Below are 16,510 nucleotides of genomic sequence, written 5' to 3'. Positions count from 1 at the left end.
GAGTTTACTGATGAGGTAGGGAGGCTTCTGAATGTTCTGGCTGGGGCCATTCGAGTACAAATCAAAAAAAGAGCTTTTGGATAGGCTCAAGGATTATCTACAAAAAGCACCAGCAGGCGTGATCACCAATAAGCTTGCAGTCAAAAAACTACACCTGTTGCTTGCGATGCATCCGGACGCGGACAGAAAAATTGGCGTCGGAATTGACTACTTCAAGATCGAGAGAAATGCATTGGGGGCGGGGAGGGGGATCTGGCTCGTCCGCATGGATGGCAGTGAAGATACCTTTTCCTACAAACGGTGTATCACAGGCGTCCTTCAATCTCCCCATGGCAAGGTATGCGAAGCATTGAGGTTTGCAGTGCGCCCGCAATTGGTCGCGTTTCGCGATGCGCTTGGTCTGCCTGTAACGTGTGTGGCGAGCGGAGTGATCATCACGCAGCGAAAAGATTTGCACATCGATCACAAGGAGCCGTTTTGGATGCTGCTAGAGCGATTTTGCCAAGATCGCAAGGTCGACCTAACTAAGCTTGAAACGTTTGGGAACGGAGAAAAACTGGCGTTGGTTGATCAAAATATCTCGTCTGCCTTTGCGCAGTACCATCGTCTTTATGCGGAACTTCAGCCTTTGCTGAAAGCTGCCAACGTCGCGAAAGGAGGGCGCCATGCCGGTAGGATTTATGGCGGGGGAGAAGAAATCGATTTACGGTGAAGGTTGGAGGATGGGGTTGCACTTCTTTCGGCCTGTCAAGGCGGGTGGTGCTGATACCTATACTGTTCAGAGCAGTCTTTCGCCTATTGCCAACTATGCGAACCTGCGCTACACCATTGGCGGGAAGACTTGCACGTTCCTGGCAACCTATGTTGGGACAGTCGGCTCAGGAGGCTCGACTATTCCAAAATGGAACAATACGGCAACACCTAGCGGTGGCGCAGTGTGTACGGCAAAAGTAACCTCGACCAATATCTCCACCTACGCCTGGTCTGTTGAATTTACCATGAAGTAAGGCCCAAGCCGGGCCTGGCGGTTTGGCTGCTTGCGCAAAGGCTGCCCATGCCGCTGGGCCTGCGCCGGTTTTGTTCGTCCATTCATCGTGAAGCACTACAGTTTTTTTGAGTGCTGCCGATAATAAATTTACTAGCCACGTTTTCAGGAATGGCTGATAACAGGGAAGACATTATCTTGGTCGGTTCAATTAATTCGAATGCGTTTTCTGGTTCGCAGGTTTCCAATGTGACGGCGAGCCAAAATGAATCGCTGACGAAAACTCAGGTGGCAACTGAAAGCGCTGGTATTGGTAGTCATAAGGATACCAGTCGCCTTTCTTCACTCTCTCTACAGTTGAGTGAGAGTGCCGCCCGTGCGGCGGCTAGAGATTCGAGTTTGAGCAGGAAAGAGCTTGGCGCGAAAGCGAATGAGCTTTTGAGCAAGATTTCCGGTGATGGTTATTTTATCAACAAAAAAGCCAATGATGCTGAAGTGCCTGACACTCAGGACCCTGTGTTATTGGCTCGTGCGGCCAATGCAACGCAGTTTGTCAATGGCAGTGGTAAAAATCCATTTGCGGGTATGTCGAGCGATCAGCTCTCATTGATTATCTATGATGACAGTGGAAGTTTTACGACTAATGAACGCCGCGCGGCGTGGAATGAGTCATTCGATCAGGAATCTGCTTGGCGCCAAAAAATTGTTGCCAACTCGATCGCTGAATATAATGAAACCGGGAAGCTGACGAAATTCTTTACTGCAGCCCTTGAACACTATAAGGATTTGCCCGCTATTGAGCAGGCACAGTACCCTAATAGTTATGAGGCAAAGTTGCAGGGTTGGATAGCACTCGATTTCAACTACAAGACCCATACGGTTGAGGGAAAGGGTAGTCCTCAGGACGTAATGGACAAGGTCTTGAATCTCGACAAGCAACTGTTTGATGACGCTGGGGCAGATACGGTTTGAGTGCGGCACTCACCCAAGATTGAGCATGTCCAAACAAAATGCCCCGCATCGTCGTAATGCTGGTCACTTAAGCGGAGCAGTTTTATGATCCGCCGGAAACCGGGTCGTTGAAATCTTCACCGTCCTTGGCCCTAAGGTCTTGGACGGTGACCCAGAAATATCCCTCCAATCCTCGATCTTAACTCCGCCCAACGTCTGCCCATTGCTAATGTCGGATTCGCCGCCATGACGATTAGCTGAGCGGCGGTCTACCTTGATACACTCAAAAAACAAGTCCAGAATTAAGTCTTTTCCTGCTCCTGCAAGAAAAGAAACCCCATAGATTTCAATGGGGCGGACGCCAGATGCGAGTCTCGTTTCCCGCTCAAATTATTTTTCTATAGGCTTCCATTGAAGTCTGTAGAAACCAAAGAAAGAGGCTTCGGCCTCTTTTTTAGTTCCAGTAAAGTCTATTCTGGTACATCAATATCCGCGAATTTTTAGTACATTTTTTAGTACATCAATTCGACGTTTGGTAAATCAGTTTTTAGAGCTGCTTGGAACTTTGAAAGCTGTACAAAGCTCCTTCATTCATATTAGTGGAGTTAGTACGATGGTCCTTACCATTACGGCGGTTCGACACGCCAAACCTCGCGCCAAAAACTACACCCTCCCTGACTCTGATGGCCTTGCGCTTTTCGTCAATACGAAAGGCACCAAGAGTTGGCACTTTCGTTTTTCTTGGGCGGGCAAACAGCCTCGTATTTCGCTAGGTACTTATCCTGAAATAGATCTACGCGATGCTCGCGCGCTGCGTGATATCGCCAGGGCGCTGGTCGCGAAGGGTATCGATCCCCGCGATCAGCGACGCCTTGAGCGCAATGCCAAATTGTTGGCCGAGAAAACACCTTCTTAGGACGATGTGATGCAGATATTCAGCCCTAGTGGGGTAGGGGCGGGACCGCCCGATCTGACGCCGTGGGCCGCTGGGAATTCAAGCAGTGCTGAACTGGGTTATGCCAACTCTCGGTCCACCATTGCTGGTCTTGAGCTCGCTCGCATAACTGAAAAAGCCAAGATTGCGGATTCCACGGCCATCCGGCCACCCTTAAGGCAGGCAGCAACGCAGGATTAATTCACTACCATCGACCTCTTTTATCGAAGCAGAGAGGTCGTCGTGGAGCGGTTATCCATGCGTAAGATTCGAGAAGTGCTACGTCTCAAATTCGAGGTCGGCCTATCTGCCCGCCAGGTCGCTAGAGGCGATTCACCGTCAATGCCCCGATGTGCAAGGGCTGTCTTGGATGTCGCGACAAGATGATTCGGCACGTGCGGTGGTGCTCTTCGGTGGTCAGATTCCTTTTGGGGCGCTCCACCCAGGGGGAGGCGTCACGCAGCTTGACTGGCGACTCGACTGTGTTCGACACGGTGGTAGACTTGGTTGATCGGATTGGTGTTGCTATCGTCGCGGGGAAAAGTTGAATTATGTAGTTGCAGCGCCTGAATGCTGTCCTTCGAGGGGGGCGTCGTCGATGTAGGTGTCTAAACGCAGGCATCGTTAATTTCCGTATGTGGCTGCTGTCGTATCGATGGTCAAAAAACGTCTCGTGTAAGGCTCAAGGACGGGACGGTGTTATGTCAGAACGCAGCAGCAAGTGATGGCTAAATCAATGTGACTCAGGGAGGGGCTTACAGATCTGTCCATATTCTTATCCGATTTTTCCTTGTCTATCGGCAAGACTCTGCTCGTCGAACTCTGGGAAGGTGTTCACCACTTCGAAAAAAAGAATGAATGTAGTTCCCGCCCCAAGCAAGCTGGTGCATTCAATGCGAGCGCTATGACGTTGCATGACACTGCTCACAAAGGCCATCCCCAGCCCGTAACCGTTTCCACGTTTATTGCCGGTGCCAAACTGGCGGAACTCATCGAATAGGTGAGGTAGGTCCTCTTCGGCAATACCTTGCCCCTCATCACGTATCGTCAGAACAATCGCCGAGGCCTGCATCATCAGTTCGATGTACACCGTCGTGTTTTGGCCGCTGTACTTTATGGCGTTTTCCAGCAGGTTGAAGACGGCACGGACCAGTAATTCACGGGAGCCGCTCACCACGCAGGCTTCGTCATCGATGAATCGTTGTTTGATCCGAATACCCTTGCGTTGAGCTGGCAGCCAGGCCTGATCGATAGCATCCAGTACGATGGCACCCATGAATACAGGTTCGAGTATCAGCGGCTTGGACTTGGCCTCATCCAATTCCATGAAACCATCGGTCAGGCTAAGTGTGCGTCGGACTTGTTGCTCTATATGGCGGCGAAGCTCGCCGACTGGCATTGGCTCTTTAGCCTTTTGTTGCATTTCCAGGAGCGCCAGAATGGCCGATTGCGGTGCTCGTAAATCATGGGACAGGAAGCGCAGCATGCTGTTGCGCTGCTCCTGGGCCAGATGTTCCACTGTGAACTCGATCAAGGCCAGCAACCATCCGGTGCGCTCACTTTTTTCGCTGTCCAGGGGCGCTAGTTGCATCTTGAAAATGCGTTTGGATGGCGTGTGAATGGTCTGCCCGGCAAGCCGTTCGATTGAGTTTACATTTTGAGCCCACGAAGGGATGCACTGGGGCGCGGTTGGGTCGGGCTGGCACTCAAGCTCACCTAGGATTTTGAAGATATCCCGGCCGATCAGGGAGGATGAGAGGCTGCCGTGGTTCCCTTCGAGGGTGGCGGCATTGAGATTGGCCAGCAGCACTTGCCCATTAAGGTCGGTAACGAAGATCGCCAAAGGCAGGCTGTCCAGGCTTTGCGCAATGAAGCGTTGCGAGCTGCGAAGGTGTGCGATCATCGACTCCAGGGCCTGAGCCTGCCCCGCCAGTTCATCGCCGCGAAAGATTGGTTGGGGTAGGGTGGGCTGGCCTTTAAGCTCGAGTTCCATGCGGCCCAGTTCTACGCCGAAATAAATGACCAGCGCATTGAGTCGCCTCCAGCTCCAGAACAAATAGGTTGCCAGACAGCCTGCCAGACTGGCGCCAGGAGCCGACCACCAACCCAGCGTCAGAAGTATCAGCGTTAGTATCAATCGGGCAAGGACCATTCCCAGGCACACGAGAAAGGTACGGCGCAGCCGAAAGGTCGAGAGCATGACCAGTACAGCCAGTACCGACAGGATCGAGAGGCTGATGTTGATCCATATCGGCGTGGCTCTGATCAGGTGTTGATGCAGAAAGCCATTCAGTAGATGTGCTTGAAGGACCATTCCCGGCATATTGCCGCCCGACGTCGATAGCGGTGTCGGGTGACGATCGCCAAGTCCGGAGGCAGTGACACCAACCAGAATGATACGGTTGCGTAGCACCTCATCCGGCACCTCGCCGTTCAGTACGCTGGAGAACGAAACAGAGGGCAGGGCCGAAGCCTTTTGGCTGAAGGGGATGAGCACTTCATTCCAACCGAACCATTGTCTACCCAGGTCCGTGGCGCAGCAGATCTCCGGCATTAATGGCTGCTGAGCCGGGGAGAAGGTCGCCGCATAAGCCTGCCAGGTCAGCAGATTGAGTTGCTCTTTGGCATTACCTTCCTTCAGATAAATTTGGCGAACCACGCCGTCGATACTCGTTGGGACATAAATATGACCGACCGCCTGAGCCCCTTCGAACACAGGTCTGATTGGAGGCAGGATCCGGGGGGGCTGACCTGGCGCAGGACTCGGCTCGCGCAACGCGGGAACGACCACATGAGCCACCTTGGCCATCGCGGCGCCCAAGCGTCGATCATCCTCGGGGTTGACGTCAGGTTCAGTGAAAATCACATCGTAGAGGACGACCTCTGGGGTCAATGGTGCCAACTTTTCCAATAGCCGGGCGTGCAGATCCCTGGGCCACGGCCAACGTCCGAAAGCGCTGATACTGGCGTCATCAATGGTAATTAACAGGATGCGTGGATCGAGAGGGGGAGTGGTCAGCGGAGCGAGCTTGTCGTAGATCAGCCGGTCCAACTGCCATTGAGGGAAGGTAGCCACATAGCCTACCGCCGGCAGCAGAAACGCTGCAACAATGATTCCTTCCCGATAGATTTTTCGAAACAACAACTGGGCACTGAGCACGGCGTGTACCTTGAAGCAATAATTGAACGTAGTGTTTCTATTGAATAATTCCCGAGCCTAGCGAGAGGGCGGGTTGCCCTCGTTCTTGCGCGGGTTCGCTTTCTACGCGCCAATACAGGGTTCCAGGCGGCAGGTCACTGACCGTGATGGCTGTATCGTCAATGTCGCGCAGGTCTATCAGCGGCAAATTGAAACTGACGTTGTCGGCAATTTGTAAGTGGTAGCGCAGAGTCGCAGTATAGGAAGGTGCCACCCAACTGAAGTGGACGCTATGAGCGTTATCCCGTGCTCTCGTTGCACCGTTGGCTATTCGATGCAGAAGCAGAAAGGATGCTGTTTCTCCGCGTAATCCCTGGGCATCGATAGCACCGATACGCACGTAGTAGAAAGCATCCTCAAGCCCTTTGAAGGTAAACTCTGGACGCGGGCTAAGTTGATCCTGTTCTATCGTCAAGAAGTCAGCGCTGTGTGAGACTTGGGCAAAATAAGCCGCTGCGTCTGGAATAGCCTGGGTGCGAATTCGCCAGTCGAGGCTCCCCGGCGCTGTTAACTCGTGCTCCGCGTTGACAGGCGCTTTGAGCAACGGCTTCACCTGCAGTTCACCTTCGCTGGAAAACACCAAGCCCTGGTTGTGTTCGATGGCGACTTCTTTGCGAGAAGGGTTCTGGCTCGACAGGGTCACGACTCGGCCATCAAGCACCTCTACCAGCGTGCTGTCAGACGTGTCGATGCGTACCCGAAAGTGTGTGCCGCGCACACCCAGTACGCCTTGTGGACTGGTCACCTCGAAGCTGTTGTATTGAGTCGGACGCTTGGGCACATAGGACTCTACTTCACCCTCTTGCAGAATGAGCTTAGGTGTCCCGCGCTGAAGTTCCTTGCTGAAAATTACGCTGCTGCTTGATGGCAGCACGCTGACAACGCCCCCTGCGAAACCAAATGTTACAAAGGACGCAGCTTCAGTTCGCACGTGCTGGTCTGGATAGAGCTTCATGCCTACGGCGAGCGGCTGTTCGTTCTGCCCTTTTGTTGTCAGCCAGGCCTGGCCTTGCAGATATAAAACCTTTACTGGAAAGGCTTGCTCCTGAAGAGGAATACGCAGTTCAGATCCCACTTGCAGATTTCGCGGAGTGCCAATGGCGTTGAGTTTCTGAATTTGAGTCCAACTGCTGCTGCTATTCAGGTGTTGCCTGGCGATGTCCCACAGTGTTTCGCCTTGTCTAACCACATGAGTTTGCGTGCTGATAGGGTCAGCCTGTCCCGAGAGAGGGAGGAGTGTGCTGGGCAATCCGAGAAAAAAACTGAGGTAGCGAAATGCGAAGCTATGCATGGAGGTTCCTTGCGGCGGCTGAACGAAAAGCCTCAAGACAGAAAAAAACAATCTGGATTTTTATTTTTCAATTGTGATTCTGGTCAGCGATGGGGATTCCTGAGGGAGTGGAGGCTTCGCTACGGCCAGGCATCAGTGTGTTGCTTCTCTGGCTACTACTGGTCGGGATTCGCGCAAGGATGGCGGCAAGCTTGTCTGAAGACACCGGCTTGTTCAGTACGCCCAGACAGCGAAATTCGGGTCTGCTGGCTTCATGGGCGAAGTGCGCGCACAAGTCACCTGGTTGTGGATCCCCAACCAGTAAAAAGTAACGTGCCAATTTTCGGATCGATAAATCAACGATTAACATATTCAGTTCGGCTGCATTCAGTTCTGTACTGAATAGGATGATGTCGTAAGGTTTTCGTGAGGCATTCAGGACGATCAAGGCTTCCAGGCAGCTTAGTGCTGGGAATGTGTTGAAATATCCGACTTGACCCAGTTTGCTCAACGTCTCCATGAGCTGGAATGGCCGGTTTTCAACAACTAAAATTCGAAGATTGTTTTTTTTCGTGTCGACCACTTCTGGTTTACCTCGATAAACTGAATTGGCATTCATTAATCTATTCATTCGGAACAGAGGAAGCCTCTTTCGTTACATTTCATAGGTGCTTGGGCGACATCATATTTTATAAATTAGCTATGCCTCATCTGAAAAATGAGGTCTTGATAAGATAGTGTAATCATGATGCTGTGCCATCTTGCGTTTAAGTGACAGTTGTTCATAATGTGCCGGTGCATTTGTGTCTTCACCCATGCCATAAAGTCGATGCATCCCGTTATTTGGAGCCCCCCATGCGCATTGCCATCCTTGATGATGAACCGACGGAACTGGCGCTTTTGCAGGATGCGCTTGATACCTACACCTTGCATGATGGTACGTTGCCGATATGCACGGCTTTTTCGAGCAGCCCGGAATTGTTGCGTCGGCTGAAGCGAGACACCTTCGACCTAATCATTCTCGATTGGCAGATGCCTGAAATCAGTGGTTTGCAGATGCTGTTGTGGATCAAAGAGCATCTCCAGCCGGCCCCGCCCGTGGTTATGCTGACTTCGCGCACTGCCGAGCGTGATGTGGTTCAGGCTTTGAATGCAGGTGCTGATGAATACGTCAGCAAGCCATTTCGTCAGGCCGAACTGCGCGCGCGTTTGACTAACGTGCTACGTCACTGCCAAGGGCAGAAGAGTCAGGACGAGGATGTGCTGATTTTTGGCACTATCCGCTTTGACATTCAGGAGTCACGCGTCAGTGTCGATGCTGTCCCAGTATCATTGACCCTTCGTGAGTTCAACCTTGCACTCTTGCTGTTCAAGAATCAGGGACGGCCATTGTCTCGAAGTTATTTATACGAGCATTTATGGGCGCGTGACGAAATGCTGTCTTCACGCACCTTGGACACCCATATATATCGGATTCGCAATAAGTTGAATCTTACGTCCGAGTTCGGTTGGGTATTGAGTACCGTCTATGGTTACGGCTACCGGCTTGAAGCATTAGGGGTACAAGAAATCATCGGGTCGTCAGGGGGGGCGTTGCTTAATTGCCGATTACTTGAACCTTGATTTGGCGATTGGGGTGTCGGCAGCGACTCGGTTTTGATGGGGTGTCGGGCGCCGGGCAATTGACCGCCGTTTCGGCGTTACCGGTGTTCTTGAGCGTGATGAGGTTTTGGCTGATCCCTGACTGTTTGAGAAATTCGGCAACTATCTCTGCATGGTTCAGTGTCGATTCTTCTTGGTCTTGTGGTGATCCAATGGGACTGGCGTTACCGGTCACCACCAGTTGAGGTGGCTTGCTATATTCGTTGCGCAGAGACTCGACAAATTGTTCCAGGTGTTGACGACCCAGTGGGCTTAACTCATTGGGTTTCGACTTGTTCAAGTCAAACAAGGTGTCAGCGGAGAAGCTCAACTCTCTGGTGACTACCTGTTTTGGAGCGGCCTGGATAGATGGATGAGTGCATCGCATCGTCCAGTTTTTCTGTGGCATCGGTTGCTGTTGAGCGTCAAGGTTTACCGGTGCCTGGCAGGTTATATGTTTGCCGTCTTCTTGATAGCTGAATGCATGAATTGAGCCTGCTGGTGTGTTAATGACCTTGGCGGCTTGCCCGGTGACAGGGGCGCGGTGGTCAGGTGTCAGCTTTTCAGGTTGAGTGGAAAAGTCAGTCGATAAGCTTGAGCAGGCGCTGAGTGTGAAAATTACTGCTGTTCCAAAAAGGCGCTGAACGATCATCGTTTTTTTCCTGTTCTTTAGATTTCCCTTGCAGGAAACGTCTCTGTTGATATTGGTAGAACAAAAATCAGGTCTTTAATCTCAGCGTTCTCGAAGGGCTTCTTGGCCTTTATTTAAAGGCTTCATTAGATAAGACAGGACAGTCTTTTCGCCGGTGTGAATGTCAACTGTTGCAATCATGCCTGGGACAATCGGAAGTCGCTTGCCCGATTTGTTTGGTAAAGAGTCGGAGTTTGTGAGTATATAAACTCTATAGTAATAAACGTCGCGATGAACTTCATCCTGAAGCGTGTCGGGGGAAATGAGAACGACTTTTCCCGGCAACCCGCCGTAAATAGAGTAATCATAGGCTGATATTTTTACAGTGGCCGCTTGGCCTGGGTGGATATAGGCAATATCTCGTGGGGCTATTCGGGTTTCAACTTGCAGGCGTTCATCCAGCGGTACGATACGCATCAATTGACCATTTGGCGGGATCACGCCGCCAACGGTATTGATTTCTATGTCTTTAATGACGCCACGCACCGGAGAGGTGAAGGTCAAGCGTGTCAATGAGTCGTTGCGTCCCCGGGTCACGGATTGCTGAGCTTCAATTTCAGCGTTGGCCTTGGCCAACTCTTCCCTTGCCTTGACCAGGTATTGGGTCTGGATGTCGTTGTATTTATTCTGCAACTCATTGAGCTGGCGCTTCAGACGTAACACCTCCACTGCGCTGGCTGCGCCGCGTGTCACCAAAGGGGTGGTCAATTGCAGCTCGCTGCGGATCAATCGCATGGCTTCGTTAAGGCCTGCTAGCGATTTTTCCTGGCTTTCGCGGCGCGATTGAAAGAGGGCTGTTTCGGCTTCGACCAAGTCTGGTTCCTCAAGAACATCTTCAGGAAACCGCAGCGGCGTATCATTGACCTCTGCCATCAGTCGAGCGGAGGTCGCCTGAGCGGCGCGACTACGTGATGCGCTCTCCTCGACGGCCGATTCGATACGGGTGGGATCCAGTTGGGCCAATACCTGACCCTTTTCAACGATGTTGCCTTCTTGAACATCCAGGCTGGCCAACACTCCGCCTTCCAATGATTTGATCACTTGCTCTTTGGAGGAAGCAATGACCTTTCCGGTACCGGTGGACACTTCATCGAGTTTGAAATACCACGCCCAGGCAGAGAAGGCGAGTAGTGCAAAGGTCAGGCTCCATATCAGTCGCGAGGCGCTCGGTAGTTCTTTCTCGGAGAGCCCGAAGCCATCAACTTGCTGAGTATCAGGCACTCGCTGGAAGGATTCGAGGGGCTCAATGATCGGCGGGTTTGCAACTTTGATGTGGGGCATGATTGTGGTTTCACTTGCATAGTAATGAGGGGGCCGATTTATTTTTTCTGGGCGAACTGAGCGAGTACCTGCTCTTTGGTGCCATCCATGACGATGCGTCCGCCTTCGACGACCAGAATGCGATCGACCCATTTCAGAACTGCAAGCCGGTGCGTTGCTACTAATAACGTGCGACCTTCCAGCCATGGCGTAAGGTTATCTAGTACGTGTTGTTCGCTGAGCTCGTCCAAAGACGCCGTTGGTTCGTCCAGCAAGATTGCTCGGGGATCGCGAATGATGGTGCGGGCTAACAAAAGTGTTTGCTTCTGACCGCCGGAAAGCCCCAAGCCGCCTTCCATGATTTGATAGTCCAAACCGCCTTCTTGGGACTGGACCCAGGAAAGTGCGCCGCTCCAAGACAGCGCTTGCAAGATCTCATCATCGGTTGCCATCGGTCTGCCGAGGGTCAGGTTGTCGCGTAGCGTGCCGAAAAACAGATGCGAGTTCTGGGTCAGCAAGCCAACGTCCCGTCGTACATCCGCCGGATCTATCAGGCCCATCTCCAGTCCGTCGAGCTTGATCGAGCCGCGTGAGGGACTATGCATACCTGCCAACAGTTGGAGCAGGGTGGATTTGCCGGCGCCATTGCGGCCGAGAATCGCGATGTGCTCGCCGGGTTGAATGTTTAGCTGGTCGATATCGAGCGCCGGAGCCCTGGCTTTATCGCTGTATTGGAACTGCACGCTGCTCAGTGCAAATTGGCCGTGGATCAATGGGCGGTGCAGGCGTTTGGAATGTTCGGGCTGATCCACTGGGCGCTTCATCAATTCGTTCAGGCCAGCGCGCGCCACTTTGGCTTGCTGCCATCGAGCGAACACACTTGAGATTTGCGCCAATGGCGCCATCATTCTCGACGCAAGAATCGAGGAGCCGACCAGTGCACCGGTGGTCATGTCCCCATTCATGACCAGGTAGCATCCGCCCAGCAATACAGCGGCATAGACCAAGCTTTGTAGCTCTTGGGTCCAGGTCATCAACAGGTTGGTGATATGGCGTTGCTTGATGGAAATATCCGCCGATACCGCATGTAATTGGTTCCACTGGTTTTGGAAACGTGGTTCAGCGCGCAGTAGTTTTATATCTTCAATCCCCTGTACGGCCTCCACCAGCATTGCGTTGCGCAGCGCGGATTCACGCATGCCCTCGTTGGACAGGCGGGCCAATGGCCTCTGTGCCAGAAAGCCCGGCAGAATGAGCAAGGGGAGGGCGCCGAGCGCGATGTACACCAGTGGGCCGCCCGTCATATACAGAATGACTAGAAACAACAGTACGAACGGCAAGTCGGTGATGGCGCTGATGGTGGCCGAGGTGATCAGCTCGCGTATCTGTTCCAGTTCTCTTATCTGAGCGATAAAGGTGCCGGTGGATTTGGAGCGCACGTCGTTGCGTAAGCGCAGGGCATGACCGAAAACCAGATCGGTTATTTTCAGGTCTGCACGCTTACCGATCAGGTCGGCAATGTTCGAACGTGACATACGTAAGACGAACTCGAAACCGATAGCCAGCACTACCCCCAGGAACAGTACCCATAATGTAGGGCTGGATTGGACGGGGATAACGCGGTCATACACCTGCATGGAAAAGATGACGCCGGCCAGAGCCAGGAGGTTGGCGGCCATGGCTGCCAATGCCACGTCGCCGTAGCGTTTCCAATCGCGTAGGGCAATGTTCCAAAACCAGTTGGGCTTATAGGGCTTGATGTAGTCGTCAACCCGGGCGTCGGCTACGGACGATTCCGGGCGTAGTATCGCGACCCGCACAACTCGCTCGCGCAGTTGGGTGGCGGTCAAACTGATAAACAAGCCTTGATCGCCGCTTTTGAGTACGCTTGCGTTGCCGGCGGTATCGGCCTTGTCGATGATCGCGACTTGCCCGTCATCAAGTTCCACAGCCAGCGGCAAGCGCCAGGGATCGAGTGCTGAGTCGGAAAATTTCTCGAAGCGCAGCATGAGTCCCATTTGTGCGGCCATGCGCTGAAGGACTGTATCGCGATGACTGCCACGCTCCCAGGCCAGAGATACGCGGATGGTTTCTTCAGAAACACCCATTCTGTAGTGTTTGGCAATGTTGAGCATTGCTTCCAACCAGGGTTGGTATTGTGCGGCGATACTCATTGCTGAATCTCTATCTGTTGAATGGATGTATTGTTTAAGCCGTAGGCCTCTCGGCTGTATCCAGCGGCATTGATGTAGGTCATCAATGCCCGCCAGAAGTCATGTCTTGTAATCTCCAGGTCGGCAGCGGCCTGATAAACCTCCTGCTCGGCATTGAGCAGGTCGAGTACCGAGCGTGTGCCTACGCTGAATTGATCCCTATATAGAGCCCGGGTCTCCATCATGGTCGCCATGCGTTGTCCCAGAATCCCCAGGCGCATGCGCGTGCCGATGGCTTGTTCACGGGTGCGTAGCAGAAGGTCTTCTGCCGACAATCGAGCGTCATTGATATTTGATTCGGCGCGGCTGATGGCTGCGGTGGCACTACGGATCTGGGCCGAGACGGCTCCGCCCTGATAGAGCAACATGGAGCCGGTCAGCATCAAAGTGTTGTAGCTACCATGTTCTTCGCCATTGCTTGGGTTGGTTCCCGTGATCGCTTGATTGGCGGAGGCTTCTAGCGCAATCGTGGGATAGCGTTGGGCTTTGGCGTTTTCCAACTGCCCATAGGCGGAATGGCGATCAGCCTCTGCGGCCAAAATATCAGGGAGGATGGTGTAATCCGGAGCGTTCTCCAGACGGGCAGAATGCTCCAGTTCTGCGGGTGGATCAGCAACCGCAGCGGGCAGCGGGTTACCCACCAATGTCGAGAGTCGTGCACGCCATTGCCCCAGTAGTGTCATCACCTGCTGAGTATTGGCTTGGGCGCTTTGTAGGCGGGTGCTGGCTTGGACGTAGTCCGATTGTGATATCAGGCCTGAATTGGCGCGTAGCTGGACCATTTCCAGCACCTCCTGGACCGCTTTGACCTGACCCCTGGAGATTTTCAGCAGGCTCTGCTGGCGATGAACTTCCAGCATCGCCTCGGCGGTTTGCTCGGCAATCGTATCAATCTGTTTGAGCAGGAGTGCCTGTTGTTTCAGCATTTGACCCTTGGCCTGGGTGACGGAGCCGCTGACCTTGCCGAAGTCATGCAGCATCTGCGACACCGAAAGACTGGCCACTTGACCGTTGCCGTAGGCGCTCACTCGTCCGGAATTCATCCCAGCACTGATTTTCGGGTAGTAGCCGGCACTGGTGATATCGACTTGACCTTCCTGTTCGGTAACGGCCAACGCAGCTGAAATAATCGATGGGTGACGATTGACTGCAATGGCCACGGCATCACGCAGATCCAGCGTGTTTTTGTGCAGAGCATTGCCTACAGCAAGTCCGGTTGGATTAGTGTTACCGCCCAGTTCATTGGCCAGATCACGCGAGCTCGAGCCCTGTGAAGGCGTCTGCTTTTCTTCCGAAAGCCAAGGCAGATTCAGTTCTCGGGCTGTGGCAGGAAAGGTGAGTATTGGCGTTATCAAAATGCCAAACAGCAAGCCGCATGATCTGAACATTTGTTCCAGTGTTCCTGAATATAGAAGTTTGGCCCAGAGAATATGCGAATGAATAGAGCTGATGCGCCGTAATTTCGCATGAGTTGTTTTGGAAAGAGTGCTGGCTAGCGGCGCGTACTGTTATGAGTAGGTTTGTGTCTCGATCATCCAATCGCGCCTACAAGGCTTTTTATGCGCTGACTTATGCAGAATATCATTGGAGGAAATCGGTATTTAAATTTGTTGTCAATTGTTTAGATTTCTGGCGATGCCTTGGTCTTGTATCGCATGGTTTGCCAGGTTCGTGTTCTTACTTATTGTATTTGTTGATTATTTTATTTTTTTTATGATTGTCTGTAAAAAAACAATGAGCGCTACGCGTGGGTTTTTCTGAGTGTCGCTTGGTTTCTGGCGTGACCACGGGAATCAAATTTTCTATGCGGCGTATGGAAGATTTCGTCCAGATGAGGAGGGCGCTTGGAGGGGTAAGCTTTCGGGATGTGAACAATTTTGACGTGGGAAGAGATATGAGCGTAGAGCTTGGTATTTTTATGTTGAGTTCCAAAAAAATTGTTGTTCGCCTGGGTCAGGCATCTTGAGGTTCTAACTATGGAAAACTTGATTTCAGTTGTTAGCAAAGCCACGCATAAGGAAGTATCGGTCTCAGGTCTTGACCTGGCTTTGCAGTCCCCTTCGGTTGTTCTTTTATCGGTCAAACGTTCTGATATAAAAAACATCGAACGCCAAGGGGATCTGCTGATTGTCGTCCTGATGTCGGGCGCGGTTATCAAGATCCATGGTTTTTTTCCTGACCAAGGCCCTCAGCAAAACGACTTGGTGCTGCAGGACGATCATCAATTTTGGTTGGTGGCGATTTCTGAAGACGGCCAGATGGTCAGCCAATTCCTGCCTATCGATTCAATAGAGCCGCTGTTGGTCAATGAGCATTTTGACCTATCCGTGCTGGCCTGGTTGTTGGGTGGTGCTGCGGTGGCGGGGGTTGCCGCGGGTGCTGGCGGAGGTGGCGGTGGCGAAGGTGACCGTCCTGCTAGTAGTGTACCGCGAGATACCAGCAGGCCGGGCGCCCCGAGCGTAACCGTGGCGGCCAATGCCGACGGCAGCGTCACGGTATCGGGTTCGGCTGAACCGGGCAGTACGGTCAATCTCACTTACCCAGATGGCAGCACCGGTACGGTGGTGGCGGGCACTGACGGTTCCTACAGCGTCACTTCGCCGGTGAACCAACCGACCGGTGATGTCACTGCGAACTCGTCGGACGCAGCAGGTAATGTCAGCCCTGACACCGTGGTGGCTTACGCCGATGCCACGGCGCCGGTTGCGCCGACGGTTACGGTTGTGGCCAATGCCGACGGCAGCGTCACCGTATCGGGTTCGGCTGAACCGGGCAGTACGGTCAATCTCACTTACCCAGATGGCAGCACCGGTACGGTGGTGGCCGCGGTCGATGGTTCCTACAGCCTCACTTCGCCAGTGGATCAACCCACCGGCGATGTCACGGCTAATGCCAGCGATGCCGCGGGCAATAGCAGTGCGGACACCGTGGTGGCTTACGCGGATGCCACGGCGCCGGTTGCGCCGACGGTTACGGTTGTGGCCAATGCCGACGGCAGCGTCACCGTATCGGGTTCGGCTGAACCGGGCAGTACGGTCAATCTCACTTACCCAGATGGCAGCACCGGTACGGTGGTGGCCGCGGTCGATGGTTCCTACAGCCTCACTTCGCCAGTGGATCAACCCACCGGCGATGTCACGGCTAATGCCAGCGATGCCGCGGGCAATAGCAGTGCGGACACCGTGGTGGCTTACAGCGATGCCACGGCGCCGGTAGCGCCGAGCGTAACCGTGGCGGCTAATGCCGACGGCAGCCTGGTGGTCAGCGGCAGTGCCGAGCCGAACAGCACGGTTACTGTGACTTACCCGGATGGCAGCACCGCGACGGTGGTGGCGGGCACTGACGGTTCCTACAGCGTCACTTCGC

General features: G+C 53.2%; 12 protein-coding genes and 2 pseudogenes. 6 read left to right on the top strand and 8 right to left on the bottom strand.

The annotated features are described in order from the left end of the window. The first annotated feature begins 31 nt into the window (after nucleotides 1-31). The 3 genes from Q7F16_RS21155 (at nucleotide 32) to Q7F16_RS21145 (ending at nucleotide 1,957) form a co-directional block, all read left to right on the top strand. Entirely contained in the window at nucleotides 32-712 is a 681-nt protein-coding gene (locus tag Q7F16_RS21155) for a DCL family protein (RefSeq protein WP_409556833.1), read from the top strand. After that, nucleotides 666-1,007 (top strand): hypothetical protein, encoded by a 342-nt coding sequence (locus Q7F16_RS21150; protein ID WP_409556834.1) that lies wholly within the window; start codon nucleotides 666-668, stop codon nucleotides 1,005-1,007. The genes Q7F16_RS21155 and Q7F16_RS21150 overlap by 47 nt, the downstream gene beginning before the upstream one ends. A 149-nt stretch (nucleotides 1,008-1,156) precedes the next feature. Further along, nucleotides 1,157-1,957, top strand: a complete 801-nt coding sequence (locus Q7F16_RS21145; RefSeq protein WP_409556835.1) for a hypothetical protein — start codon at nucleotides 1,157-1,159, stop codon at nucleotides 1,955-1,957. A 63-nt stretch (nucleotides 1,958-2,020) separates the two neighbouring features. Here the strand turns inward: Q7F16_RS21145 and Q7F16_RS21140 are convergent. After that, nucleotides 2,021-2,202: pseudogene (locus Q7F16_RS21140) on the bottom strand (IS4 family transposase); the annotation flags it as partial. A 347-nt stretch (nucleotides 2,203-2,549) separates the two neighbouring features. On the opposite strand from Q7F16_RS21140, the pseudogene Q7F16_RS21135 reads away from it, so the two are divergent. Then, nucleotides 2,550-2,837 (top strand): annotated as a pseudogene (locus Q7F16_RS21135) (Arm DNA-binding domain-containing protein); the annotation flags it as partial. A gap of 808 nt (nucleotides 2,838-3,645) precedes the next feature. Here the strand turns inward: Q7F16_RS21135 and Q7F16_RS21130 are convergent. The 3 genes from Q7F16_RS21130 to Q7F16_RS21120 all read right to left on the bottom strand — a co-directional run bounded on the left by Q7F16_RS21130 (nucleotide 3,646) and on the right by Q7F16_RS21120 (nucleotide 7,958). Next, on the bottom strand, nucleotides 3,646-6,030 hold the full coding sequence (locus tag Q7F16_RS21130) for a CHASE2 domain-containing protein (RefSeq protein WP_409556836.1): 2,385 nt from the start codon (nucleotides 6,028-6,030) through the stop codon (nucleotides 3,646-3,648). A 37-nt stretch (nucleotides 6,031-6,067) separates the two neighbouring features. Next, complete coding sequence (locus Q7F16_RS21125) at nucleotides 6,068-7,360, bottom strand: FecR domain-containing protein (RefSeq protein ID WP_409556837.1); 1,293 nt, start codon at nucleotides 7,358-7,360, stop codon at nucleotides 6,068-6,070. 67 nt (nucleotides 7,361-7,427) lie between these two features. Then, nucleotides 7,428-7,958 carry a hypothetical protein gene (locus tag Q7F16_RS21120; protein WP_409556838.1) on the bottom strand — a complete coding sequence of 177 codons (531 nt, stop codon included), beginning with the start codon at nucleotides 7,956-7,958 and terminating at the stop codon, nucleotides 7,428-7,430. Between the two features lie 236 nt (nucleotides 7,959-8,194). Between Q7F16_RS21120 and Q7F16_RS21115 the strand changes: the two genes are divergently transcribed. Beyond that, nucleotides 8,195-8,962, top strand: coding sequence for a response regulator transcription factor (locus tag Q7F16_RS21115; protein ID WP_409556839.1), 768 nt, complete (start codon nucleotides 8,195-8,197; stop codon nucleotides 8,960-8,962). Here the strand turns inward: Q7F16_RS21115 and Q7F16_RS21110 are convergent. The 4 genes from Q7F16_RS21110 to Q7F16_RS21095 all read right to left on the bottom strand — a co-directional run bounded on the left by Q7F16_RS21110 (nucleotide 8,937) and on the right by Q7F16_RS21095 (nucleotide 14,532). After that, entirely contained in the window at nucleotides 8,937-9,632 is a 696-nt protein-coding gene (locus Q7F16_RS21110) for a hypothetical protein (protein WP_409556840.1), read from the bottom strand. The two genes, Q7F16_RS21115 and Q7F16_RS21110, sit on opposite strands and share 26 nt — an antisense overlap. A gap of 81 nt (nucleotides 9,633-9,713) precedes the next feature. Then, a complete protein-coding gene (locus tag Q7F16_RS21105; RefSeq protein WP_409556841.1) occupies nucleotides 9,714-10,952 on the bottom strand; it encodes an HlyD family type I secretion periplasmic adaptor subunit in 1,239 nt (412 codons plus the stop codon). A 38-nt stretch (nucleotides 10,953-10,990) separates the two neighbouring features. Continuing rightward, the gene (locus Q7F16_RS21100) at nucleotides 10,991-13,105 is read right to left on the bottom strand and encodes a type I secretion system permease/ATPase (RefSeq protein ID WP_409556842.1); all 2,115 of its coding nucleotides are present in this window, start codon (nucleotides 13,103-13,105) and stop codon (nucleotides 10,991-10,993) included. After that, on the bottom strand, nucleotides 13,102-14,532 hold the full coding sequence (locus tag Q7F16_RS21095) for a TolC family outer membrane protein (RefSeq protein WP_409556843.1): 1,431 nt from the start codon (nucleotides 14,530-14,532) through the stop codon (nucleotides 13,102-13,104). Before Q7F16_RS21095 ends, Q7F16_RS21100 begins: the two co-directional genes overlap by 4 nt. Nucleotides 14,533-15,120: 588 nt before the next feature. On the opposite strand from Q7F16_RS21095, the gene Q7F16_RS21090 reads away from it, so the two are divergent. Next, on the top strand, nucleotides 15,121-16,510 hold a 1,390-nt coding region (locus tag Q7F16_RS21090), incomplete at its 3' end, for an Ig-like domain-containing protein (protein WP_413211834.1).

Origin of the sequence: Pseudomonas sp. Lb2C2 (genome assembly GCF_052112205.1) — a bacterium.
Classification (GTDB): Bacteria; Pseudomonadota; Gammaproteobacteria; order Pseudomonadales; family Pseudomonadaceae; genus Aquipseudomonas; species Aquipseudomonas kilonensis.
This window is presented reverse-complemented; position numbering and strand designations above follow the sequence as displayed.